The 22,580-nt window shown below is 73.2% G+C and carries 20 protein-coding genes; 12 read left to right on the top strand and 8 right to left on the bottom strand.

Annotation, left to right across the window (positions count from 1 at the left end):
* Window positions 1-2 precede the first annotated feature (2 nt).
* The 7 genes from bioA (at window position 3) to PT931_RS34385 (ending at window position 9,321) form a co-directional block, all read left to right on the top strand.
* Window positions 3-1,325 (top strand): adenosylmethionine--8-amino-7-oxononanoate transaminase, encoded by a 1,323-nt coding sequence (gene bioA, locus PT931_RS34415; RefSeq protein WP_456249901.1) that lies wholly within the window; start codon window positions 3-5, stop codon window positions 1,323-1,325.
* A gap of 110 nt (window positions 1,326-1,435) precedes the next feature.
* Window positions 1,436-1,858, top strand: a complete 423-nt coding sequence (locus PT931_RS34410) for a hypothetical protein (protein ID WP_456249900.1) — start codon at window positions 1,436-1,438, stop codon at window positions 1,856-1,858.
* Entirely contained in the window at window positions 1,855-2,955 is a 1,101-nt protein-coding gene (locus PT931_RS34405; protein WP_456249899.1) for an 8-amino-7-oxononanoate synthase, read from the top strand. Before PT931_RS34410 ends, PT931_RS34405 begins: the two co-directional genes overlap by 4 nt.
* Entirely contained in the window at window positions 2,952-3,581 is a 630-nt protein-coding gene (gene bioD / locus PT931_RS34400) for a dethiobiotin synthase (protein ID WP_456249977.1), read from the top strand. Before PT931_RS34405 ends, bioD begins: the two co-directional genes overlap by 4 nt.
* A 229-nt stretch (window positions 3,582-3,810) precedes the next feature.
* A complete protein-coding gene (locus PT931_RS34395) occupies window positions 3,811-6,960 on the top strand; it encodes an NACHT domain-containing protein (RefSeq protein WP_456249898.1) in 3,150 nt (1,049 codons plus the stop codon).
* 20 nt (window positions 6,961-6,980) lie between these two features.
* A complete protein-coding gene (locus PT931_RS34390; RefSeq protein WP_456249897.1) occupies window positions 6,981-7,907 on the top strand; it encodes a 1-aminocyclopropane-1-carboxylate deaminase/D-cysteine desulfhydrase in 927 nt (308 codons plus the stop codon).
* A 352-nt stretch (window positions 7,908-8,259) separates the two neighbouring features.
* Window positions 8,260-9,321: a hypothetical protein gene (locus PT931_RS34385; protein WP_456249896.1), complete on the top strand. Its 1,062-nt coding sequence runs from the start codon at window positions 8,260-8,262 to the stop codon at window positions 9,319-9,321.
* Here PT931_RS34385 and PT931_RS34380 read toward each other — a convergent pair.
* The 3 genes from PT931_RS34380 to PT931_RS34370 form a co-directional block, all read right to left on the bottom strand.
* Window positions 9,313-9,519 carry a hypothetical protein gene (locus tag PT931_RS34380; RefSeq protein ID WP_363726067.1) on the bottom strand — a complete coding sequence of 69 codons (207 nt, stop codon included), beginning with the start codon at window positions 9,517-9,519 and terminating at the stop codon, window positions 9,313-9,315. The two genes, PT931_RS34385 and PT931_RS34380, sit on opposite strands and share 9 nt — an antisense overlap.
* Window positions 9,520-9,609: 90 nt before the next feature.
* Entirely contained in the window at window positions 9,610-9,981 is a 372-nt protein-coding gene (locus PT931_RS34375) for a helix-turn-helix domain-containing protein (RefSeq protein WP_363726065.1), read from the bottom strand.
* A 620-nt stretch (window positions 9,982-10,601) separates the two neighbouring features.
* Window positions 10,602-11,747, bottom strand: a complete 1,146-nt coding sequence (locus tag PT931_RS34370) for a cytochrome P450 (RefSeq protein ID WP_456249895.1) — start codon at window positions 11,745-11,747, stop codon at window positions 10,602-10,604.
* Between the two features lie 137 nt (window positions 11,748-11,884).
* On the opposite strand from PT931_RS34370, the gene PT931_RS34365 reads away from it, so the two are divergent.
* From PT931_RS34365 to PT931_RS34350, 4 genes are read left to right on the top strand one after another with little or no spacing between them, the layout of a single operon-like run.
* Window positions 11,885-12,856 carry an endo alpha-1,4 polygalactosaminidase gene (locus tag PT931_RS34365; RefSeq protein WP_456249894.1) on the top strand — a complete coding sequence of 324 codons (972 nt, stop codon included), beginning with the start codon at window positions 11,885-11,887 and terminating at the stop codon, window positions 12,854-12,856.
* Window positions 12,853-14,172: a nucleotide sugar dehydrogenase gene (locus PT931_RS34360; protein WP_456249893.1), complete on the top strand. Its 1,320-nt coding sequence runs from the start codon at window positions 12,853-12,855 to the stop codon at window positions 14,170-14,172. The genes PT931_RS34365 and PT931_RS34360 overlap by 4 nt, the downstream gene beginning before the upstream one ends.
* Window positions 14,169-15,143, top strand: a complete 975-nt coding sequence (locus tag PT931_RS34355) for an NAD-dependent epimerase/dehydratase family protein (RefSeq protein ID WP_456249892.1) — start codon at window positions 14,169-14,171, stop codon at window positions 15,141-15,143. The genes PT931_RS34360 and PT931_RS34355 overlap by 4 nt, the downstream gene beginning before the upstream one ends.
* On the top strand, window positions 15,140-15,940 hold the full coding sequence (locus PT931_RS34350) for a hypothetical protein (RefSeq protein ID WP_456249891.1): 801 nt from the start codon (window positions 15,140-15,142) through the stop codon (window positions 15,938-15,940). The genes PT931_RS34355 and PT931_RS34350 overlap by 4 nt, the downstream gene beginning before the upstream one ends.
* 84 nt (window positions 15,941-16,024) lie before the next feature.
* On the opposite strand, the gene PT931_RS34345 is transcribed toward PT931_RS34350, so the two are convergent.
* Window positions 16,025-16,702, bottom strand: a complete 678-nt coding sequence (locus PT931_RS34345; RefSeq protein WP_456249890.1) for a hypothetical protein — start codon at window positions 16,700-16,702, stop codon at window positions 16,025-16,027.
* 115 nt (window positions 16,703-16,817) lie between these two features.
* Here PT931_RS34345 and PT931_RS34340 point away from each other — a divergent pair, with 115 nt between their 5' ends.
* Window positions 16,818-18,008, top strand: coding sequence for a cytochrome P450 (locus PT931_RS34340; protein ID WP_456249889.1), 1,191 nt, complete (start codon window positions 16,818-16,820; stop codon window positions 18,006-18,008).
* Window positions 18,009-18,137: 129 nt separating this feature from the next.
* On the opposite strand, the gene PT931_RS34335 is transcribed toward PT931_RS34340, so the two are convergent.
* The 4 genes from PT931_RS34335 to PT931_RS34320 all read right to left on the bottom strand — a co-directional run bounded on the left by PT931_RS34335 (window position 18,138) and on the right by PT931_RS34320 (window position 22,556).
* Window positions 18,138-19,361 (bottom strand): MFS transporter, encoded by a 1,224-nt coding sequence (locus tag PT931_RS34335; protein WP_456249888.1) that lies wholly within the window; start codon window positions 19,359-19,361, stop codon window positions 18,138-18,140.
* 152 nt (window positions 19,362-19,513) lie between these two features.
* Window positions 19,514-20,371, bottom strand: coding sequence for an NAD-dependent epimerase/dehydratase family protein (locus tag PT931_RS34330; protein ID WP_456249887.1), 858 nt, complete (start codon window positions 20,369-20,371; stop codon window positions 19,514-19,516).
* 3 nt (window positions 20,372-20,374) lie between these two features.
* Complete coding sequence (locus PT931_RS34325; RefSeq protein ID WP_456249886.1) at window positions 20,375-21,172, bottom strand: nucleotidyltransferase family protein; 798 nt, start codon at window positions 21,170-21,172, stop codon at window positions 20,375-20,377.
* Between the two features lie 13 nt (window positions 21,173-21,185).
* On the bottom strand, window positions 21,186-22,556 hold the full coding sequence (locus PT931_RS34320; RefSeq protein WP_456249885.1) for a hypothetical protein: 1,371 nt from the start codon (window positions 22,554-22,556) through the stop codon (window positions 21,186-21,188).
* Window positions 22,557-22,580 lie beyond the last annotated feature (24 nt).

Here is a 22,580-nt window from a genome sequence, read left to right as displayed (position 1 = left end):
CTGTGGGGAGCACACAAGTGGGGGCACACGTGTCTGATTGGCTCCGTCGCGATGCCGCAAGCGTCTGGCATCCCTTCACCCAGCACGGAATGTGGCTGGAAGATGAGCCGACCGTAGTCGACAGGGCCGAGGGGCCGTGGTTGTTCGACACGGATGGCAACAAATACCTCGACGGGGTCTCCTCGCTGTGGGTGACGACCTTCGGGCACCGCACCCCCGAGATCGACGCCGCGATCATCGCCCAGCTGGGCAAACTCGACCATTCGACCTTCCTGGGCGCCACGCACACCCCCGGCATCGAACTCGCCGAGAAGCTGCTCGCCCTCACCCCCGGCCTGGACAAGGTCTTCTACGCCGGCGACGGTTCGAGCGCCGTCGAGGCGGGGCTGAAGATCGCCTACCAGTACTCGGTGCAGAGCGGGCAGGCCCGGCCGCTGTTCGTGCACCTGTCGGAGGCGTACCACGGGGACACCCTCGGGGCCGTGTCCGTCGGCGGGATGAAGCTGTTCCACGCCACGTACCGGCCGCTGTTGCTGAAGACGGCCACCGTCGGCTCCCCGGGGCTGCGGGCCCCCGGCCAGACGCCCGTCGAACGTGCTGCCGAGGTCATCAAGGAGCTGGAGGCCGTGATGGCCGCCCAGGGTGACCAGGTGTGCGCCATCGTGCTCGAACCCATGGTCCAGGCCGCCGCCGGGATGCTCACCTACGACGCGTCCTTCCTGCGCGCGGCACGGGAGCTCGCGACGAGGTACGGCGCCCTGCTCATGGTCGACGAGGTCGCCACCGGCGTCGCCCGGACCGGCCCGATGTGGGCGCACCAGCACGCCGGGATCACTCCCGACCTGCTGACGTGCGGAAAGGGCATTACCGCCGGGTACCTGCCGCTGTCGGCCGTCCTCGCCACCGACGAGGTGTACTCGGCCTTCCTCGGCGCCCCCGAGAAGACGTTCTTCCACGGCCACACCTACACGGCCAACCCGCTGGCCTGCGCCGCCGCGAACGCCAACCTGACCCTCGCCGTCGAGCGCGACCTCCCCGGCCAGGTGGCGGTCCTCGGCGCCCGGCTCGCGGACCTGCTCAAGCCCGTCGGCGACCGCGACAGCGTCGTGGAGATCCGCCAGCTCGGCGCGATGATCGGCGTGGAGGTCGCCAACGTGCGGCACCGGACCGGCTTCGAGGTGTGCCGGGCGGCCCGCCGCCGGGGGGTGTGGCTGCGTCCCCTCGGCGACACCGTGATCCTGATGCCGACGCTGACCCTGGGCGAGGCGGAACAGGACCTGATGGTCGGGGCCCTCGCCGAGGCGATCGACGAGGTCGTCCGTTGAGCGCCGCCGGACACGCCTTCCCGCCCCGGCACTCGTCGGCAGGGTCCGCCGTGCCACAGCCCGCGCAGACCGGGTCCGCCGTGCCCCGGCCCGCGTCGACTGGTTCCGCCGTGCCCCGGCCCCGCGTCGCGCCGGAGCACGTGACCCCGCTCGCGGAGATCCCGGTGGCCCTGCGCGGTGCCTCCGCCCGCCCGGCCGACCGGCCCCGGCCCGGCAGGACGCGGACCGCACCCGTCGGCGCGGCCCGGACCACCTCGTCCGCTCCGGACCAGCTGGCCCGGACCGCTCCCACCGCCGCGCGGGTAGCCCCGTCCGCTGGCCCCGCCGCGCCCGGCCACACCCCGCAGGCCCCCGCCGCGCCCGGCCACGCCCCCGCCGCGGCCGACACCGTCCTCGCGGAACGGGAGACCCCCGCGCCCCGCAGCCTCACCCACAGCGGAGCCCGCGGCACCGCCCACCCCGCCCCCACCCTCGCCGGCCGCCGCGTCCGGGCCGACGGCGTCCGCCGCGGCCCGACGGGAGACCCCCGGTGACCTGGGCCCGCCTCGTGCGCAAGGCAGAACTCCGCGCCAAGGCAGGCCTGAGCCGCACCGTCACCGCGCGCGACGCCGCAGCCGTCGACCTGGCCGGCAACGACTACCTCGGCCTGTCCCGGCACCCCGTGGTGATCGCGGCGGCGGCCCGGGCCCTGGCCGAGTACGGCCTGGGCGCGACCGGTTCCCGGCTGGTCCGGGGCGGCACGCCGGAGCACGAGCTGCTGGAGTCCGAACTGGCCGCGTGGACCGGCGCGGAGACGGCGCTCGTCTACTCCTCCGGCTACCTCGCCAACCTGGGCGTGATCAAGGGCCTGGCCCGGCGGGACACCCAGCTCGTCATCGACGCGCACGCGCACGCGTCCCTGATCGACGGCGTCCGGGCCACCGGCCTGACCCCGCTGGTCGCCCCGCACAACGACGTCGCGTACGTCGCCGCGAACCTGCGCCCCGGCGCCCTCGTCATCGTGGAGTCCATCTACTCCGTGGACGGCGACCTGGCCCCCCTCGCCGACCTGCACCGCGCGTGCCGGGACGCGGGCGCGGTCCTGATCGTGGACGACGCGCACGGCCTCGGCGTGATCGGCCCGCGCGGCGCGGGCGGCCCGGCCGACTCCGGGCTGGCCGGCGAACCCGACGTGATCGTCACCGCGACGCTGTCCAAGTCGCTCGGCGCGGCCGGCGGGGTCGTCCTCGCCCCGGCCGCGGTCCGCCGGCACCTGGTCGACACGGGGCGCACGTTCATCTACGACACCGCCCCGCCGCCGGCCGTGATGGCCGGGGCCCGGGCCGCGGTGGGCCTCGCGCGGGGCTTCGACATCGCGCGCGACGAGCTGCGGTCCCGGGCGGCCACCGCGTCGGAGGCGCTGGACCTGCCCGGCGTACCGGCCGGCGGGGTGCTGTCCGTGCCCGCCGCGTCCCCGCAGGCCGCCGTCGACTGGGCCGCCGCGTGCCGGGACAAGGGCGTCGCGGTCGGCTGCTTCCGGCCACCGTCCACCCCGGACGGCACGGCGCGGCTGAGACTGACCATCAACGCGGGCGTACCCCGCCACGACTTCGACCGTGCTCTGGAGGTGGTGACCGCGTGCGCACCCTGATCGTGACCGGCACCGACACCGGCGTCGGCAAGACCGTCGTCACCGCCGCCCTGGCCGCGAGGGCCGCCGCCGAGGGCCAGCGGGTCGTCATGGTCAAGCCGGCGCAGACCGGCCTGGCCCCGGGCGAGGAGTCCGACGCGGAGACCGTGGCCCGCCTGGCCGGGGTGCGCGTCCTGGAACTCGCCCGCTACCCCGACCCGCTCGCCCCGCGCACCGCCGCCCGCACCTCGGGGCTGCCGGAACTGCCGATGAGGACGGTCGTCGAGGCCGTCGCCGCGCTCGACGAGGACCTGGTCCTGATCGAGGGCGCGGGCGGCCTGCTCGTGCAGCTCGGCGAGGACGGCTGGACCGTCGCGGACCTGGCCACGGCCCTGGACTCCCGGCTCGTGGTCGTGGCGCGCGCCGGCCTGGGCACCCTCAACCACACGGCCCTGACCCTGGAGGCCCTCGCCCGCCGGGGCCTGTCCGCCGACGTGGTGATCGGCTCCTGGCCGCGCGAACCCGGGCTGGCCGACCACACCAACCGCGAGGACCTGCCCCCGGTGACGGGCGTCGTCCCCGAGGGCGCCGGTGCCCTGCCCCCGACCGAGTTCCGCTCGGCGGCCCCGACCTGGTTCACCCCCTGACACCCTTCACCGGGGTACCGGGACCCTGCGGCCGGCCCGCTGTCCCGGCCGGCTCCGCGCCGGGCGCCGGTGGACGCGCCATTCCGGGGCTCGGGCGGGCGCCGCAGTTCGGGTGGGTGCGTGTCGCACCGGGCGGCTCGCCCATCGGGGTCGAGACGCGTCGTCCGTGTCGGTTCCCCGTCGGTGGCGGAGTCCCTAGTGGAGGGCCGGGCGGGCGCATAATGCTCTCGTGGCGAGCCTGAAGAGTCTGCCGTCCTGGGTCGTCGCGCTCGGCGCGGGCGCGGCGTCGGTCCCGGTGGTCGGCCCGTGGATCTCCGGCGCGGTCACCCACCGCTATCTGGGCCCGACCGTCGTCGCCGTCGTGGCCCTGGTCATCGGCGGCCTGGGCAAACTCGCCACCGACCTGCTCGGCCACGTCCGCCCCCGGCTCGTCGCCTGGCTGGAGCTGCTCCTCGTCCGCTGGTTCTCCCGCTTCGGCCCCTGGTACCGCCGCGTCGTCCTCACCGACTCCCGCACGATGGGCCGGGAGGGCTTCGGCGGCCTGGTGGCCCGGGGCCTGGACCTCGACGCGGTGTACGTCGACGTCAGCCTCGTCTCCCGCGCCCCGCGCAGCGCCTCCCCGCACCTGGTCCGCGACGGCCGGAACGAGAGCGACCGCCGCCAGGACCTCACCAGCTACCTGGGCGACGCCGACCAGGCCGTCCTCGTGGTCCTCGGCGGCCCGGGCAGCGGCAAGAGCACCCTGCTGCGCCGGATCGCCCGCCAGACCTACCGGAACCCGAAACCGCACGGCCACCGGATCCCGATCTTCCTGGCACTCCGCGAACATGTCGCCGCGATCGTCGCCGACCCGGCGATCCGGCTGTCCACCCTCGTCGGCCGCGCCAAGGCCCCGCTGCTGACCGGCGGTACCGTGCCCGGGCTCCTCGCCCCGGAGCCGCGCCGGACCGACGCGCTGGTCGCCTGGTTCGAGAACCTGCTGGTCGCCGGGCGGTGCGTGGTCCTGCTCGACGGCCTCGACGAGGTGGCCACGGAGGGGGAGCGCTCGGCGATCGTCGCGTGGGCCAACACCCAGATTCTCCGGTACGCCCAGCACGGCAACCACTACGTCCTGTCCTCCCGCCCCGACGGGTACCGGGCGGGCGGACTCGACGACGCCGCCGTCCTGGAGGTCGAACCGTTCACGGCCGCGCAGGTTGACGCGTTCGTGGTGGACGCCTATGACGCGGTCGGTTCGCGGGAGTCCGCCCGCCGGGCCGCCGACCTGTCCCGGCAGCTCGGCGAGGCCTCCCGGCTCCGACCGCTGACCCGCAACCCGCTCCTGCTGACCATGCTGTACTTCGTGCACCGCGACCGGGGCTCGCTGCCGTCGAGCCGCCTGGAGCTGTACCGGCAGATCTGCCGCACCGTCCTGGAGGACCGCCAGAAGGACAAGCGGATCGCGGTGCCCCTCCCCGTCGAGCAGGCGGAACTCCTGCTCAGCGGCCTGGCGCTGGCCATGACCAGGGAGGGCCGGGCGACCACGTGGACCCGGGCCCAGGTGCTCGACGCGCTCGGGCCGCACATGCGGGCGCTCCCGGTCACCGCCGAGGCGTTCCTGGACCTCGCCGGGCTGCACGGCCTGTTCGTGGAGACCAGCCTCGGCCGGTACGCGTTCACGCACCGCACCTTCCAGGAGTACCTCGCGGCCGTGGCGCTGGCCGCGTCGCCCCCGGACACGCTGCCGGTGGAGGACCCCTGGTGGCACGAGACCCTGCTGTTCTACGCCATGCTCACCGGCCCGGACGCCGTGGTCCGCGAGTGCCTGGGGAGCGACACGGTCACCGCCTGGGCACTGGCCTTCGACTGCGCCGAACACGCCACCGACGCCCAGCCCCTCGACCCCGGGCTCGCCCAGCGGCTGGAACGGCTCCTGGTCACGTCGACCGGGTCCGGCACCAGTGCCGAGCAACGCCGGCTGTTCGCCGGGGTGTTGGCCACCCGGCACCTGCGCGACGTGGTGCACACCGCCTGGGACCAGGCGATCTGCGCGCGCGTCGTACCCGCCAAGCTCTATCTGCTGTTCCAGCACGACAACTCGGAGAACCTGCCGCTGGACCCGGCACTGGCGCCCGGCGGACCGGACGCCACGGACACAGCCGTCCTGGGGGTTCTCGGGGGGAACGCGGCCGGGTTCGTGGACTGGATCAACGAGGCCAGTGGTGGGCCGCAATGCCGGCTGCCCACCACGGCCGAGGCCGCTGCCAGTGAGGTTTCCGAACCCGCCACCCGGTACGGGCTCAGTCTGTGGACCGTGGACCCGCCCGCGGCCGCGCCGCGCCTGTGGACCCGGCCACGCCGCCCGCATCCGTGGACCGTCCCCTTCGAGGAGTTCCAGCGGGTGTGCGACGCCGACCTGGGTGACTTGGCGGCCACCGTGGCACAGCTGTTGCTGGCCCGGACGCTGTCGGACTGGCGCGTGCTATCCAGTGTCCGGGGGGATCCGTCGCACCACGAGGATCCAGCGATGGATCCGCCGTTCGTCCAGGCCCGGCTGATCGACTCCGCACTGGACCTCGACATGGTCGTGCGGGTGGTCAGGGCCATCGACGGGGGGCTGATTCCGCCGGAGCTCTCCCCTGATCTCCGGGATGCGGGCCAGACCTGGTTGGAACTCGCCTACCCCGGCCACCAGAACAGTGGGACCGGAACGCGGCTGCTGCTGACGGTATACGAGAACCTGGCTGCGCGGAATCACTCGGACGCCGAGGTTCTCGCCCCCGCTCTCGCGGCATTGACCGGTTTCCTGGATCAGGGGACGACGGAGGGGGAACTGGCCGCGATCCGCGCCGGGGAGATCGACGCGGTGCTCGACCAGTCCCGGGTGGCCCTGTTGGGCCACCGCACGGCGGCCGCGCTGGAGTCCGCCGTGCGGCAGGCGAACGTCACGAGATTCGCCGAGGAGCAGAGGCTCGAAGTGGTCACGCCGGCGTTCACACGCGCCATGTGCCAGCTTGGCAGGCCCCAGAACTGGGCCCGGGCCGTATCGCCCGACAATCTGGCCGAGATCACCCGACAGGCCTGCGCGGAGTTTCCGGTACTCGTGCCCTCTGGCCACCTGCGGTCCTGGGCGGATGCGGCGTGTCAACGGCTCAGGGCGTCGGCTCTGCCGGTGTTCACCTGGAGACAGGCCGCCAGCGGGACGCTCGGCACCCGGATCCGCGTGACGGCACTGTGCCTGGTGGAAGAGGCTGAGAATGCGATTCCTGACGTGCGCCACGAGGCCCGCGCCGCCCTCGTCGGGCGGTTCCGGGACATCGCCGTTGGCGCCACCCTCCTCGAACTGCGCGAACGCGGAACCCTCCACCCCACCGAGGCGATCCTGCTCGCCGTCGACTGATCATGCGGTACACATGGCGGATGGACGCGAGGGTGGAGTTCACGGCCGGGGCGACCCCGGTACAACGGGCGGACCGGTTGGCCGCCGCGATCGGGATGCGCCCCGGCGCCCTGTTCATCAAACGCGACGACCTGACCGGCCTGGTCGGGGGCGGCAACAAGGCCCGCAAGCTGGAGTACCTGTGCGCGGCGGCCCGGGCGGCCGGCCACACCCTGCTGGTCACGGGCGGCGGCGCGCAGAGCAACCACGCGCGGGCGACGGCGGCCGCGGCGGCGTACCTCGGCATGGGGTGCCATCTCGTGCTCGCCGGTTCCCCGCCGGCCCAGCCCAGCGGCAACCTGATCCTCGACCGGCTGCTCGGCGCGACCGTGGAGTGGACCACGGGCCCGCTGGAGGAGGCGATCGCGGCGGCGACGACGGCCCGGGGCGGCTACCTGGTCCCGTTCGGCGGCAGCTCCCCGACGGGCGCCCTCGGGTACGTCCGGGCGGCCGACGAGCTGCGCGCCCAGGTCCCCGACCTGCGGTTGGTCGTCACGGCGACCGGCTCGGCGGGGACCCACGCGGGCCTCGCCGCCGGGCTCGGCGACTGGGGTGCGGTGCACGGCGTGCGGGTGACGGAGTTCGGAGACCTGCGCGAACGGCTGGTCCGGCTCGCGGAGGGCTCGGCGGCGCTGGCCGGCCGACCGGCCCCGACCGGCGCCCCGACCCTGGACGGCTCCCAGCTGGGCGGCGGCTACGGCGCCCCGACCCGCGCGGCGCTCGCGGCCATCGAACTGACGGCCCGGACCACGGGCCTGGTCCTCGACCCGGTGTACACGGGCAAGGCGATGGCCGGGCTGATCAACGGGCTCCGGCACGGCGCACTCGACCCGGCGGCGACCACGGTCTTCCTGCACACCGGCGGCCTCCCGGGCGTCTTCGCCGAGCGCTATGCCCCACTCTGGTAGCCGACGCAGATATTGGGGGTTTTCGGCCTCACCGTCCGGGTGTCGTCACCGGCGGGAGAAAAGGGTGATCCCCGGGGTGCTTCCACGCCTTGCGGCGTGGGCCGGGAGGACAAGCTCCGGCACCCCGGGGATCAGATGACTGTCTCTGTCGCCGCACCGCGTCCGGCCAGCGACCATCGAGAGTCCAGAAGGACAGCGGCTAGGAGACAGCCACCTCATGTGTCCGATGCTTACTCAACTCTGGACCACCTCCTCTCAACGTCTCGATGGCTACGTTATGCCGCCGCCCAGCCGCTTGCCAACTGTTTTTCCCGAGTAATCTCGGCGGCATGAATCCGCAGGTGCCGGCCCCGTGACCGACCTCAGGCTGCGGGTGGGTACGGCCGCCGCCGTGATCGCCGTCGGCGCACTGCTCGCGCTGCCCACGACGGAGTCGCCGAAGCGCCCGACGGGCGGTCCGGAGACCGTGGCCTCCGTGTGGCCGCGGGCGGTGACCGGGACGCTGCCGGCGGTGGGGGCGGACGGGCAGTCGTACACCCCGATGCTGTTTCTGGATCCCGGGTTCTCGGTCGGGAGCCTGGCCGTGGAGGCGGCGGCGCCGTCGTTCGTGCTCCGTTCCCCGGGCGGCTACCGGGAACTGGCCCCCGCCGACCGCACGAAGTCCGTGGACGCGGTGGCGGCCACCCCCGAGGCGCTGTTCTGGCTGCGCAGCGCGTCGGGCGCCGACGGCCGGGTCGGGTACACGGTGTGGACGGCGGCGCGGGCGGGCGGCCCGGCCCGGCAGCTCACCGCCGACACGGGCAGCCCGCTGATCTACGGCACCGGCTACGACCTGCAGGTCGCCGAGGGCCAGGTGCGCTGGGCGGCGGCGGTCGGCGAGGCGGACACGGAGATCCGGTCGGTGCCGGTCGACGGCGGCCCGGTGACGATCCGGGCGGTGCCCGGCAACGTGGTGCTGTCCGCGTGGCCGTGGGTGGTGTCCGCGCCGGGGCGGCCCATGGAGGTGACCAACCTGGTCACCGGCGAGCGGCGCCCGCAGCAGGGCACCCCGGGGCAGCAGCTGACCTGCTCACCGGTGTGGTGCCGGTCGGTGACGACCCGGGCGGACGGCGGCGGGGAGTTCGAGCTGCGCCGGACGGACGGCACGGAAGCGCGCCGGATCGGGGGATCCGACGCGTCTCCGTTGGGTTTCGGTCCGGCCCCGTTGGACCGCTACGAGGTGTACTCGACCCCGGGCGTGTCCAACGCGACCGGCTCGGCTCTCACGGTGTGGTTGTACGACATCGCGCGCCGCAGGGCCGTGCGCGTGGAGTCCACGGCCTACGGAGTGCTGGTCCGTGACGGCGTCCTGTGCTGGTCGACAGGGGACCACGAATCCCTCGTCTGGCACTTCCTCGACCTGCGGTCACTCTGACGCCCGTCCCACAACGAGCTCGCCCACTCCCAGGGCGAGCTCTCGGCTCAACTCGCAGTACTCCTCGCGGCACAGCACGAGAAAGGCCAGCGACAGTACGTCCTCTGTCGACAGACATGCCGGTACGGAGACCAGGACGTCGTCCCGGTCGGCGATCCGCACCAGCACGGGCAATGTCGAACAGCGCACGACCCGCATCGGCTCCCCCTAACGGAGATCGGCGCTCACACCGACTACCGTAAGCCCATAACCGGTTGTTACGTAAGGGTTACCCGGATGAAATCGACGTCAGGAAAGATCGTTGCGACGGCGTTCATCGTCCAGAAGCGACTCCACCAGCGCCTGGACGTGTCTGCGGTCCTGGGGACTCAGTTGTGTGAGTCCCGCCACTAGGACGTCGATCTCGGGGTCGGTCACCGTTTGGTGCCAGGTGCTGAGCCCTGCGGCGTCGGCGGCGGCGGCGCGCACGGTGTCGAGGGGCACCTCGAGGCCGATGGCCAGGCGTTCCAGGGTGGTCGGATTCGGAGGACGGGTGAGTCGGTCAGTGGTCGCGATGTGGTGCACGGTGGAGCGAGGCAGTCCGCCGCGTTGGGCGACATCGCCGTACGACCATCGGCGATCCTCCATCCTTGAGCGGATGAGCTGCTGCAATGCGTTCAACGGGGCCTCGGGATGCCGACTCGATTAGCAGATAACAAAGGTTACTCCTGTAGACCCCTTGCGGGCGGCCGACATGTCGCAGTAGTGTCCAATCTCGTTGGACAGATCGTCCAATAAGATCGGATTGGAGGCGGAACAAGGATGCGACCCCGTTCCGCACCGACCGATCGGGGTCCGGTGCCGACGTTTCTCCCAGTCGCCCGCACCGTGCCCCTGTGGCCCGCCATGGCCCAGGTGGCCAGGCTGTTGCCGTTCTTCACCGCGATCACCGCACCACCGCCGGTCCCGGTGGCACCGATCGCGGAGATGAGCCCGGCGTTGCGTGTCGCCGGGTCGGTCACCGAGCGCGCTTCCACTGAGGGGTAGGGGTGTAGCTCGGTTGCCAAAGGGAAGGGTTGGGCGGGGATTCCGGAGTCCCCGCCCAGCTCGCCGCGTGCCGCACCCGCTCCCTCGGGTGCGGCACGCGCCCTTCTTCGCCACATCCCCGTCCCGGCGGAGCGCTCTCACGGCCACACCCCGGTTCCCGTTCACCGTCTTGTAGTTACGCGACTCTATCTTTCCGCGCGCCGCACCACATCCGTGTGTCGGGCCACATCCGTCTGGTGGGCCAAATCCGACCGTCAGGCCGCGTCCGCGGGCCGGGCCGGATCCGCGCGCCGCACCACGAGCGTGTCCGGCATCCGGAACGACAGGTTCGCCGGGAAGCTCGGCGCCGTGACGACCGTCGACCGCCGCAGCAGCGGCGCGACCTCGTCCAGGACGACGGCGGCCTCCATCCGGGCCAGTTGCGCGCCCACGCACCGGTGCGCGCCCGCCCCGAAGGCCAGGTGCCGGCGCGAGCCCCGCTGGCCGGGGACCATCGCGTGCGGGTCGGCGGCCACCGCCCGGCCGGCCGCGCCCAGCCACAGGAGGACCGACGTGCCGGCGGGTACGTCGACACCGGCCAGCGTGGACGGTACGGCCGCGAGGCGCCGCCAGGTCGGGATCGGCGGGTCGAGCCGCAGGCCCTCCTCGACGACGGCCGCCGTGTCGTACCCGTCGGGCAGGCCCTCCTCGGCGAGCCGGTGCAGCAGCAGGGTCAGGAACTGCGAGGTGGTCTCCTGGCCGGCGACGAGCAGGAAGAACAGCGCGGCGGTGACCTCGTTCTCGGTGAGGCCGGCCCCGCGCAGGTCGCGGGCGAGCCCCGGGCCGGTCCGGGCGATCTCCCGCAGCTCGCGGTGGTACTGGCCGACCTTGTCGGCGAGCAGCAGCTGGCGGTCGAGGGGGAGCGGGGCCCAGAAGAGTTCGAGGGCGGCGGCGGAGAAGTCCTTGACCCGGCGGACGTCGGCCACCGGCAGGTCGATCAGCCGGGCGAGGACCAGCAGCGGGAGGTCGGTGGTGAGCGAGGCGTGCAGGTCGACGGACTCCCCGGCGCGCAGCCGGCGCATCAGCGGGGCGACCCGGCGGCGGACGATGCCGGTCAGCCACGGCCGGAGCGCCTCGACCCGGGCCGGGTGCATCGCGTCGAACACGGCGCCCCGGATCATGGGGTGCGAGTCGGTGCCGTTGTTGGCGAGGGTGGCCGGCAGCTTGAACCGGTACTTCGCCAGGACCCGCATCACGGCCACCGACATCGGGGTGACGGCGTCGAGCGCGTTGTCCGGCCGGTACGTGTCGGGGTCGGCGAGAACCTGTCTCACCTCCGCGGGCCCGGCCACGACGAGGTGACCGTCGCGCCAGAACACCGGCTCGACGGTCTCGTGGACCTGTTCCCAGCTACGCCACATGTGCCCAATCTATTCAATGCCGGGCTGCCGTCTTTCCGACAGGTCTTTGCGATGCTTATGTCTGGTTCGGGAGTTGCCTGGCGACGCTGTGAGTGTGACTGTGGTCGCGGTTAGTTAACGCCCTCCAGGGATGTGACATGCGCCGTTGCCTCGCCCTCCTGCTCGTCCTGAGCGTCGCCGGCTGCACCTCCACCGCCGGCGGCACGCCCCGGGCGACCCCGACGGCGGTCGACCCGCCCGCCTCCGGTGCCAACCCCTCCGACCAGGGGAATCTGCACACGACGAGCCCGGGCGCGAGCCCCCGTCCGAAGCCGGCCACCCCGAAGATCAGCTCCTGGGTGTACCAGTTGCAGAACTACCCGGGCGGCACCCTGGAGGACGTCACCAAGGCCCCCGGTCAGCTCGCCGTGATCGACCTGGCCCGCGACGCGAAGACCGACTACTTCCGCGCCGAGGAGGTCGCCGCGCTGAAGAGGAGCGGGAAGACCGTCCTGGCGTACTTCGAGATCGGCTCCATCGAGAACTTCCGGCCGGAGTACCCGGGAGTCAAGGACCTCGTCCTGAACCGGTGGGACGACTGGCCCGAGGAGTTCTTCGTCCGCTACTGGGAGGCCGCGTGGTGGGACAAGGTCGTCCGCCCGCGCCTCGACCAGGCGGCCCGCGCCGGCTTCGACGGGGTCTACCTGGACACGCCGCTGGCCTACGAGGAGATCGACCTCAAGCTGGTCAAGGGGGAGACCCGCGAGACGCTCGGCCGGAAGATGGCGGACCTGATCGTGCGGATCGCCAAGTACTCCCCCCAGTTGTTGATCTTCCCGCAGAACTCCCCTGAGCTGCGCAAATACTCCGGCTACACCGAGGCCATCGACGGCATCGGCATGGAGGAGCTGTTCTTCCTCGCCACCGACAAGCCGTGCGACGAGGACTTCTGCCCCGAGAACCTGGCGGAGACCCGTGAACTGCGCAAGGCCGGCAAGCTCGTCCTCGCCGTCGACTACGCCACCCGCCCCGAGAACATCCGGAAGGCGTGCGCGAGCTACGCGGCCGAGGGCTTCGCCGGCTACGTGACCACCCGAGCACTCGACACCATCACCAGGAGCTGCGAATGAAACGGATCGGCGTCATCGGCATGGGCTACGTGGGGCTCACCCTCACCGCCGCGCTGGCCCGCAAGGGCTTCACCGTGTTCGGCGTGGACACCCAGCCGGCCGTGCTGGAGTCCCTGGCCGCCGGCAAGCCGCACATCTTCGAGCCGGGCTGCGAGGAGGTCTTCGCCGAGTTCGTCGGGAAGACCATCCACGTGGGCTCCGAGCTGCCGGCAGACGGGGTCGACGCGGCCATCATCTGCGTGTCCACCCCCGTGGACGAGACGACCCACGAGCCGTACCTGCTCAACCTCGCCGCCGCCGCGAAGCACATCGCCGCCGTCTGCGGGCCCGAGACGCTCGTCGTCGTGCGCAGCACCGTGCCGGTCGGCACCAGCCGGCGGGTCGTGCTCCCCGAGCTGTGGGAGGGCGCGAAGGTCGTGATGGCCCCCGAGCGCACCATCCAGGGCCAGGCGCTCCGCGAGCTGGTCGAACTGCCCCAGGTCGTCGGCGGCCTCGACCAGCGGTCCCTCGACGCCGGCCTGGAGCTGTTCGGCGGGCTCGCCAACCAGCTCGTGCCCGTCTCCTCCATGGAGGCCGCCGAGATGGTCAAGCTCACCAACAACTGCCACACCGACGTGATCTACGCGTTCGGCAACGAGGTCGCGCTGCTCGCCGAGCGGTTCGGGCTCGACCCGCTGGAGGTCATCCGGGCCACGAACCTCGACTACCCGCGGCCCGACATCGCCAAGCCCGGGTACGTGGGCGGCGGGTGCCTGTCCAAGGACCCGTACATCCTGATCTCCGCCGCCGAGCGCGAGGGGCACACCCCCTACCTGATCGGCCGGGCCCGGGCCCTCAACGAGGAGCTGCCCGTGCACGTCGCGCACCGGCTGCTCTCGCTGGTGCAGGACCTCAAGTCGGTGCTGGTGCTCGGCTGGGCGTACAAGGGCTGGCCGCCCACCGACGACATGCGGGGCACGCCGATCGCGGCCATGCAGCCGGTGTTCAAGGCCGCCGGTGTCGAGGTGCTCGGCCACGACCCGCTGGTCACCCCCGAGGTCATCACGGCCTACGGCGGCCGGCCCGTGACCCTGCAGGAGGGGTTCGCCGCCGCCGACGCGGTGCTCGTGATCACCGACCACCCGATGTACCGGGCCCTGGACCTGCCGGCCCTGTTCGCCGAGGGCACCCCGAAGCTGGTCTACGACTCGTGGCGGATCCTCGACGAGGCGGTCGTCGAGTCCTTCGGCGTGTCCTACGTCGGGCTGGGTTACGAGGTCGGCGGCACCGCGGGTGTGTCCGGCGCGGCCGCGGCCTCTTCGGCGGTGGCGCGATGAGGATCCTCGTGCTCGGCGGCGCCGGGTTCATCGGCGCGCACCTGACCCGGCGGCTGGTCGCCGACGGCCACGACGTGACCGTGGTGGACGACTTCTCCCGGGGCCGCGACGACCTCGGCTACGAGATCATCCAGGCGGACCTGACCGACCCGGCCGCGTGGCAGCGGATCCCGCACGGCTGGGACCACATCTACCACCTGGCGGCGGTCGTCGGGGTGCGCAACGTGGAGCGGGACCCGGCGCGGGTGCTGCGGATCAACACCCTCGCGCTGTCCCACCTGCTGGACTGGCTGGGCGAGCCCGGCGCGCGGTCGCACGACGCCGCGCCGGCCGTGGACGGCTCGCCGTCGCGCGGCCCGAAACTCTTCTTCGCGTCCACCAGCGAGGCGTACGCCGGTGGGGTCACGGCCGGCGTCGTCGCCGTCCCGACCGATGAGACGGTCCCGCTGCACATCCAGGACGTCACCGCCCCCCGGTTCACCTACGCCATCTCCAAGCTCTGGGGCGAGGCGGCCGTCGCGCACTCGGGGGTGCCGGCCGTGATCGGCCGCTTCCACAACGTCTACGGCCCCCGGATGGGCGCGGACCACGTCGTCCCCGAGCTCGCGCTGCGCTCCCTCAAGGGCGAGGACCCCTTCATCGTGTACGGGTCCGAGCAGCACCGCGCGTTCTGCTACATCGACGACGCGGTCGAGGCCATGGTGCTCCTGATGGCGTCCCCGGAGGCGGTCGGCCAGATCGTGCACATCGGCGACGACACCCAGGAGACCAACATCGGCGACCTGGTCGGCCTGGTGCACGGGATCGCCGGCGTCAAGCCCGAGCTGGAGATCGCGCCCGCGCCGGCCGGTTCGGTGGCCCGCCGCTGCCCGGACCTGACCAAACTGCGCGACCTCACCGGGTACGCGCCGAAGGTGTCCCTGGAGGACGGCGTGCGCCGCACGTTCGACTGGTACCGGGACAACCGGTGAGTACCGGCCTCCCGGGCCCGGCCACGAGCCCGGGAACGTTTCCGGGACCGGGCTTCCCGGACGGTTCCCCGGGGATCGCCCGGGGCCCGGGGGTGCCCGGCTCGGTCGGCCAGGACATCGTCTTCTACTACGGCGACGGCGAACTCGACAAGCTCGCCACGTACCGGTGCGCCGTCCTGCAGCCCGACTTCTACCGCCCGACCGAACTGGCCCGGCTCGCGGCGGACGGGGTCCGGCTGCTCGGCTACCTCAGCGTCACCGAGGACGTCGACCCCGACCCCGCGCCCTGGCACCGGCCGTCCCGCAACCCCGACTGGGGCGGGCACTTCGTGCACGTCGGGCACCCGGGCTGGGTCGCGCACGTCCTCGGCCAGGCGACGGCGGCCCTCGACGCGGGCTTCCACGGGCTGTTCCTCGACTGCCTGAACGTGGAGTTCACCTACCCGGAGGACCTGCCGCACACCCTGGCGCTGATCGGGGCGCTGCGGGCGGCGGCGCCGGACGCGTACCTGCTCGCCAACCGGGGCTTCGAGCTGTTGCCGCAGCTCGGGGAGCTGGTCGACGGGGTGCTGTTCGAGTCGTTCTCCGCCCGGTGGACCGACGGGGGGTACGCGCCCTGGCCGCCGGAGACCCTGGAGGTGCACGCCCAGTACGCCGAGCGCCTGCTGCACCTCGACATCGACCTGTTCGCCCTGGACTACGCGGACACCCCGGCGCTGACGGAGTTCGCGCGGCGGCGGGCCGAACGGTTCGGGATGGTGTGCTCGATCAGCGACAAGGCCCTGAGCAGGGTCTGAACCCGGATCCGGCGCCCCGGCCAGCCATGGTCGCGGGCGCCGTCCGTCCGCGCCCGGCCGTGGTCTCCGGGGTGCGGGCCGTCGTCAGTCGCCCAGGCCGAGGGTGAACTCGTCCGGGGACTCCTTCTTCCTGCTCCGGCGGCCCGGCCGGGCAGGTTCCGGGGCCGACCCGGCACCGGGGGCCGCCGGTGCCGGGTCGCCCACAATCACCGGGACCTCGTGCCGGGGAGCGGTGGCCACCCGGGCCGTGGCGGCGTCGTCGGCCGGCCGGCCGGCGGGAGCACCGCCCGTCGCCGGCGCGGAACCGGCCGCCGGGAGGTCAGCCGTCGGCGACCCGCCCGGCGACGGGTCGGCGGTCGGCGGTTCCGACTCCACAGCGGATGTCGTCTCCGTCGTGGTCAGGGCGCGGACCGTGAGGCCGGCGAGGACCACCGCGAAGGCGCCCGCGCCGATGGCCCACCACCAGTACCCCTGGTAGACGGAGGCCAGGACGAGCCCGAGGCCCAGGCCGGCCGCGAAACCGAGACCCAGCAGGGTACGCGGGCCGAGCCGGAGCCGGGGCAGCCGGACGACGATCAGGATCTCCAGCCACGTACCGCCGACGGCGAGCGGCACCGCGCCCACCAGGTCCAGCGGGGACACGGCGTGCCCGGTGCCGAGGTCGACCAGCGGAGGCCCCTCGAAACCGGCCGGCATGGCGAGGACGGCCCCGCCGAACGCGACGAGCAGCAGGGCGAGGGTGAACTGCACGCGGACGGGCATGCCCCGCAGTATGCCCCGGGGGGCCGGCCGGCGGAAGCTTTCGAGCCATGGTGAAACCTCGATGCGTGCTGGGGACTTGTCGTCTATAAAGGTCTAAAAAGGAAGAGGTACCGCGATGACGGCAACCTTCGCGCAACAGTCCTCCCATCCCGCCGATCTGCTCGACTGGTTCCACCACATGCGCGGCTCCGAGCCCGTGAGCTGGGACGGGCCGTTCGGTGCCTGGCACGTGTTCGGCTACCCCGAGGTGTCGGCCGTGCTCGCCGACCCCGGCACGTTCTCGTCCGACCTCAGCGCGCTCATCCCGCCCCAGGAGGACCTGGAGCTGTTCGCCAAGGGCAGCTTCGTCGGGATGGACCCGCCCCGGCACCTCAAGCTCCGCCGGCTCGTCAGCCGCGCGTTCACGCCCCGGATCGTCGCCGAGCTGGCGCCCCGGATCACCCAGGTCACCCGGGAGCTCCTCGACACCGTGCGGGGCGCGTCCGCGTTCGACCTGGTCGCCGACCTGGCGTACCCGCTGCCGGTGATCGTCATCGCCGAGCTCCTGGGCGTGCCCGCCGACGACCGGGCCGCCTTCCGGCGCTGGGCGGACGGGCTGCTCAGCGACGCCAGGCCGGAGCAGCTGGTGCCCGACGAGGCCACCCTGAACGCGGTGGGCGCGTCGGTCCGCGAGATGAACGCGTACCTGCTCGACCACATCCGGGCCCGGCGCGCCGCGCCCACCGCCGACCTGACCAGCACCCTGATCGCGGCCGAGGTGGACGGCGAGCGGCTCGACGACGAGGAGATCGTGGGCTTCGTCGGCCTGCTGCTCATCGCCGGGCACATCACGACCACCCTGCTGCTCGGGAACACGGTGATGGCCCTCGACACCCACCAGGACGCCACGGCGGCGCTGCGGGCCGACCCGACGGGCCTGGCGACGGCCCTGGAGGAGGTGCTCCGGGTCCGGACGCCGTTCCCGCGCCTGGTCCGGGTCGCCAAGACCGACGTGACGCTCGCCGGGCGGGACATCAGGGCCGGTCAGGTGCTCAACCTGTGGCTGGCGTCGGCCAACCGGGACGAGCGGCAGTTCGCGGGGGCCGACCTGTTCGACGCCGGGCGCAACCCCAACCCGCACCTGAGCTTCGGGCACGGTATCCACTTCTGCATCGGCGCGCCGCTGGCCCGGCTGGAGGCCCGGCTGGCGACGGCGATGCTGCTGGAGGAGTGCCCGGAGTTCGCGGTCGGCCCCGACCCCGACCTGTACGACGCGCGGGTGATGACCGGGGCGCGCAGGCTGCCGGTCGCGGTCACCTGGCGCTAGGTCCCCGGCCGGCCAGCCGGGAGCCTGGCCGGAGAGGGACGGGCGCGTGGGACCGCCCCGGTGGCGTGGACGGCCACCGGGGCGGTCAGCGGCGCCGACAGCGGGGAGTTGGCGGGGCGCGGTGGCGGGTCAGCGGCGGCGCAGGGTCGGTATCGAGGCCAGGGCGAGCAGTACCCCGAAAAGGATCGTCGCCAGGGCCGAGACCAGCATCGTCTGCCGGCCGCCGATCGCACCCACCAGGGGGCCGCCGACCGCCGTGCCCAGCGCCGCGGCCGGCGAGATCAGCGCCCCCCGGAACGCGAGCACCTGGCTCAGGTGCTCCGCCGGGGCGCTCTTCTGGAACAGGGCCGTGCAGATCGCGGTGAACGGGCCGTAGACGAACCCGCCGATCCCGAAGCCGATCATGCCGGGGGCCACCGCGTCGGTGAGCCCGTTGGGCAGCAGGCACAGCCCCCAGCCGACCACGATCGCCGCGATCACCGGCCACAGCGGCAGCCGGCGCAGCAGCCCGGCGCACAGCGAGCCGAGGACGGTCCCGACGCCGTACGCGGCGACGTAGCCGCCCAGCAGGCCCGCCGACCCGTGCAGCTCGTCGGCGATGTGCACGGGCATGGCGACCTCGACGGGGCCGTACAGGAAGAAGAACGCGCAGGTCACGCCGATCAGGGCCAGCAGCTGCGGATGGGCGCGCAGGGTCCGCCACGCGCCGCCCCGCTCCGGCGGCGGCAGCATCCGGGGCGGCCGGGAGCGGACGATGCCCACGCAGGTCACGGCCAGGACCGCGAACGTCACCGCGTCGACCCCGATCACCCAGCCGGGACCCGCGACCGCCGTCGCGAGACCGGCGAGGGCCGGGCCGATCACGAACGACGCCTGCTGCACCGAGGAGACCAGCGCGTTGCCGGTCACCCGGTCCTCGTCGTCCAGCTCTTCCGCGACCAGGGTGTACACGCCCGCGTTGCCCCAGGCGTGCAGGAGCGAGGACACGGCGAGGAGGGCGACGTACAGGCCCGGGTCGAGCAGGTCCGCGATGGCCAGTACCGCGATGGTGCCCAGCATGCCGGCCCGCAGGGTCGCGTCCACGGCCACCAGCCGCGCCCCGTCGAACCGGCGCACCAGCGGGCCGAGCAGGGCCGCGCCGAGGGTGGCCGGCAGGGCGTACGCGGCGACGGCCAGGCCCGTCCACACCCCGCGCTGGTCGGCCGGGGCGAGCTGCACGGCCAGCCAGGCGACCGCGACGAAGCTCATGCCGTCCCCGAACGCGGACAGCAGGACGGCGGGCAGGAACCGGCGGAGGACCGGGTGGCGCAGGACGCGCAGGTAGGGCCGCCGGGAGGGCGCGACAACGGTCATGTCGGGGACCCTGCCATCTCCACCGGGATCGAGGTCAAGCCGGGGTCGGCGGGCGCCGCACATCGCGGGAGTGAGGCCGGTCCGGTCCGGGCCGGGGCGGGCCGGTGCGGTGCGGTGCGGGGCCGGTGGCGGCCGGCCCGCGCGGGCGCACCCTAGAGCAGCAGCTCCTTCACCGCCGCCTCCAGGTCGTACGCCGGCCGCCACCCCAGCGTCCGGGTGATCAGCGTCAGGTCCGCCGCGATCCACTCGACCCCGGCCGACCGCCCGGGCGCCTGCTCGCCCTCGATCAGCTCCCCGGTGAACCCGGCCGCCGCGCACAGCATCCGCACGGCCTCCCGGGTGGCGACGGCGACCCCGCTGCCGACGTTCAGCACGGTCTCGGGCAGCTCCGGCGCGAGGGTCGCGGCGGCGATCGCCGAGCCCACGTCCCGGCCGTCGACGAAGTCCCGGTGCGCGCCGAGCGGCCCGAGCCGGACGACCCCGGAGTGCAGCTGCCGCAGCGCCCGGCCGAGGACGTTGTCGGCGGGCAGACCGGGGCCGAGCGGGTTGAACACCCGGAGCACCGCGCCGTCGAGCCGGTTGTCGGCCACGGCCAGCCGGACGAGTTCGGTGGCGGCGAGCCGGGTGACGCCGTACCCGCCGACGGGGCGGCAGGGGGCGTCCTCGGCGACGGGCACGCCGTGCGGCACGACGCCGTACTCCGCGGCCGAGCCGAGCGTGACGAGCCGGGTACCCAGGAAGGAGCACGCGTCGACGAGCCGGGCCACGGCCGTGACATTGGCCTCGACCAGCTCGGCCGTACTGCCGCTGAGCAGGCCGGCGCAGTTGACGACCGCGTCGGGCCGGTGCGCGGCCAGCAGCGAGGCGAGCCGCGCCGGGCCGTCGACCACCAGGTCGTGGGTGATCGGGCCGCGCCGGCCGGCGGGCAGCACCTCGGCCCCGGCCGCGGTCAGCGCCGCGTGGACGTTCTTGCCGATGAAACCGGACGCTCCGAACAGGAGAACTCGCATGGACTACCGCCAGGTGGATACGGGTGGACTGGGCACGGGGGTGGCGGTGCTGTCGTGACCGGCGGACGGCGTGTCGTCCTCCGGCTGTCGGGGGCCCGGCAGCAACAGTGGCTTGATCTGGTCGAACGTCCGGTTCGCCTCGTCGTAGTCGTCCGGCCGGCCGATGTCGAGCCAGTAGCCGGTGAACAGGTGCGAGGCGGGCGGCTCCTTCCGGTCGAGGAGGTCGAGGACGAGGTCGTCGAAACCGAAGGCGACGCCCTTGGGGTACGGGGCGAGGGTCTTGCGGGACATGCCGTAGATGCCCATGCTCACCGAGTAGTCGAGGGTGGGCTTCTCGGAGAAGCTGACGATCGTGCCGTCCACGGCCTCCAGGCAGCCGAAGTCGATCTTCACCTGGCGGTTGTAGGTGGCCACGGTCAGCGGTCCCTCGGAGGCGATGTGCTCGCGGAGCAGTTGGCCGTAGTCGAGGTCGGTGAGCACGTCGCCGTTCATGACGAGGAAGTGCTCGGGCAGCTGGTCGAGGATGTTGAACATGGGGCCGATCGTCGACAGCGGCCGGTCCTCCTCGGCGTAGTCGACGGACAGGTCCCACTGGGAGCCGTCGCCGACGAACGCGCGGATCAGGGAGCCGAGGTGCCCGATCGCGAGGGTCACGGAGGTGAACCCGTACGAGCGGAGCTGCCGCAGGATGATGTCGAGGATCGCGTACTCGTCGCCGATGGGCACGAGGGGTTTCGGCAGGGCGGTCGTGTACGGACGGAGCCGGACACCGCGGCCGCCGGCGAGGATGACTACGTGCATGACCAGTTCCTCTCTAGTAGCTGGCGTAACGCCAGACCTGTCCGAGATCGGGGAGCAGCCCGATGACCAGGCCGAACACGAGCAGTGCGCTGCAGATGCCGAACACCAGCACCTGACGGTCGGGGCCCAGGTAGGCCACGGCGCCCAGGTAGCCGGCCACGACGCAGCCGAGCACCCCGAGCAGCCGGCCGAACCGGGCCTGGTTGATGAGCAGGAAACCCGTGAAGTACGCGCCGCCGAGCAGCACGTGCCCGGCGAACGACGCCACGCCCAGCCGGGACAGCTGGCCGTTGGCGTACAGGAACGCCGCGAGCACCCCGGCCAGGCAGGCCAGCGTCCCCACGGCGACGAGGAGGTCGACGGCGAACGCCCGGAGCACCCTGGTCCGGAACTCGGCCGGGTACCGGGTCCGGCGCAACAGCCCGAGGCTGCGCTCCCCGAACCGGCGGGCCCGCCACTCCAGGACGCCCATGCCGAGCACGATCGGCGTCACGGCCAGCGCCAGGTCGAGCCGGGGCTGGTCGAAGCGCGCGTCGGCGGACAGCAGGTAGAGGGCCGACAGGGCGGCGTAGGCGATGACGGGCAGCGCGCGGGGGATCTCCGACCGGATCGGCACCGCCGGCTCCTTGACCGGGGCGATCCGCACCACCTCGCGCACGGCGAACACGCACACCAGCAGCACGCAGGCCCCGGCGGCGGCCACGGCGGCCACGGCCAGGGCGCGGGTGCCGTCGCCGAACAGGAAGCCGAGGCCGACCCCGACGGCGGGGGCGGACAGCGCGAACAGCACCGGTTCGCGGCGGTGGAACAACAGGATGCCGCCCGCGAGCTGGAACGCGAGCTGCGCGACGGTCAGGGCCAGGGTCGGGGGCGGCAGGAACAGCGCGCCGATCGCGGTGGGGACGAGCACCCCGAGGACGAGGCTGCGGCGGAGCACCGTCGCGGCCAGGTCCGTGCGGCCGTGCCCGAGCATCCGGTACGCCACGGAGGTCCAGCCCATGGTCCACACCCAGCCGAAGGCGGTCGCGTACACCATGCCGGTGATCGTGTCCTTCGCCCCGAGCAGGAACGCCACTGCCGGGAAGACGGCGCTGGGCAGGGTGTAGAGCAGGCCGTGGGACAGTTCGCGCAGGGCCTGGATCCGGTCGGGGCGCGGGTGCGGCTCGCCGGGGCCCCGGTGCGGGATCCGCCGGTAGATGTCCTCGGCGAGGGCGAACACGTCCTTGTAGCCGTAGTCCTGGAGAGCCATCCGGTCGGTCATGCCGTCGCTCTCGAGCATCGCGGCGATCTGCAGCGGGTCGATGGCCAGGCCGCAGCGGTCCGACACCTTGGTGGCGAGCGCGTCCACGGGGTCGACCTGGCGGAGCTGGAGCGTGTCGGTCACGCCAGGACCTCTTCGTAGACCGAC

This window comes from Longispora urticae, from assembly GCF_053902585.1.
The sequence above is the reverse complement of the archived record's forward strand: the minus strand, read 5'-3'. Positions and strand labels throughout refer to the sequence as shown.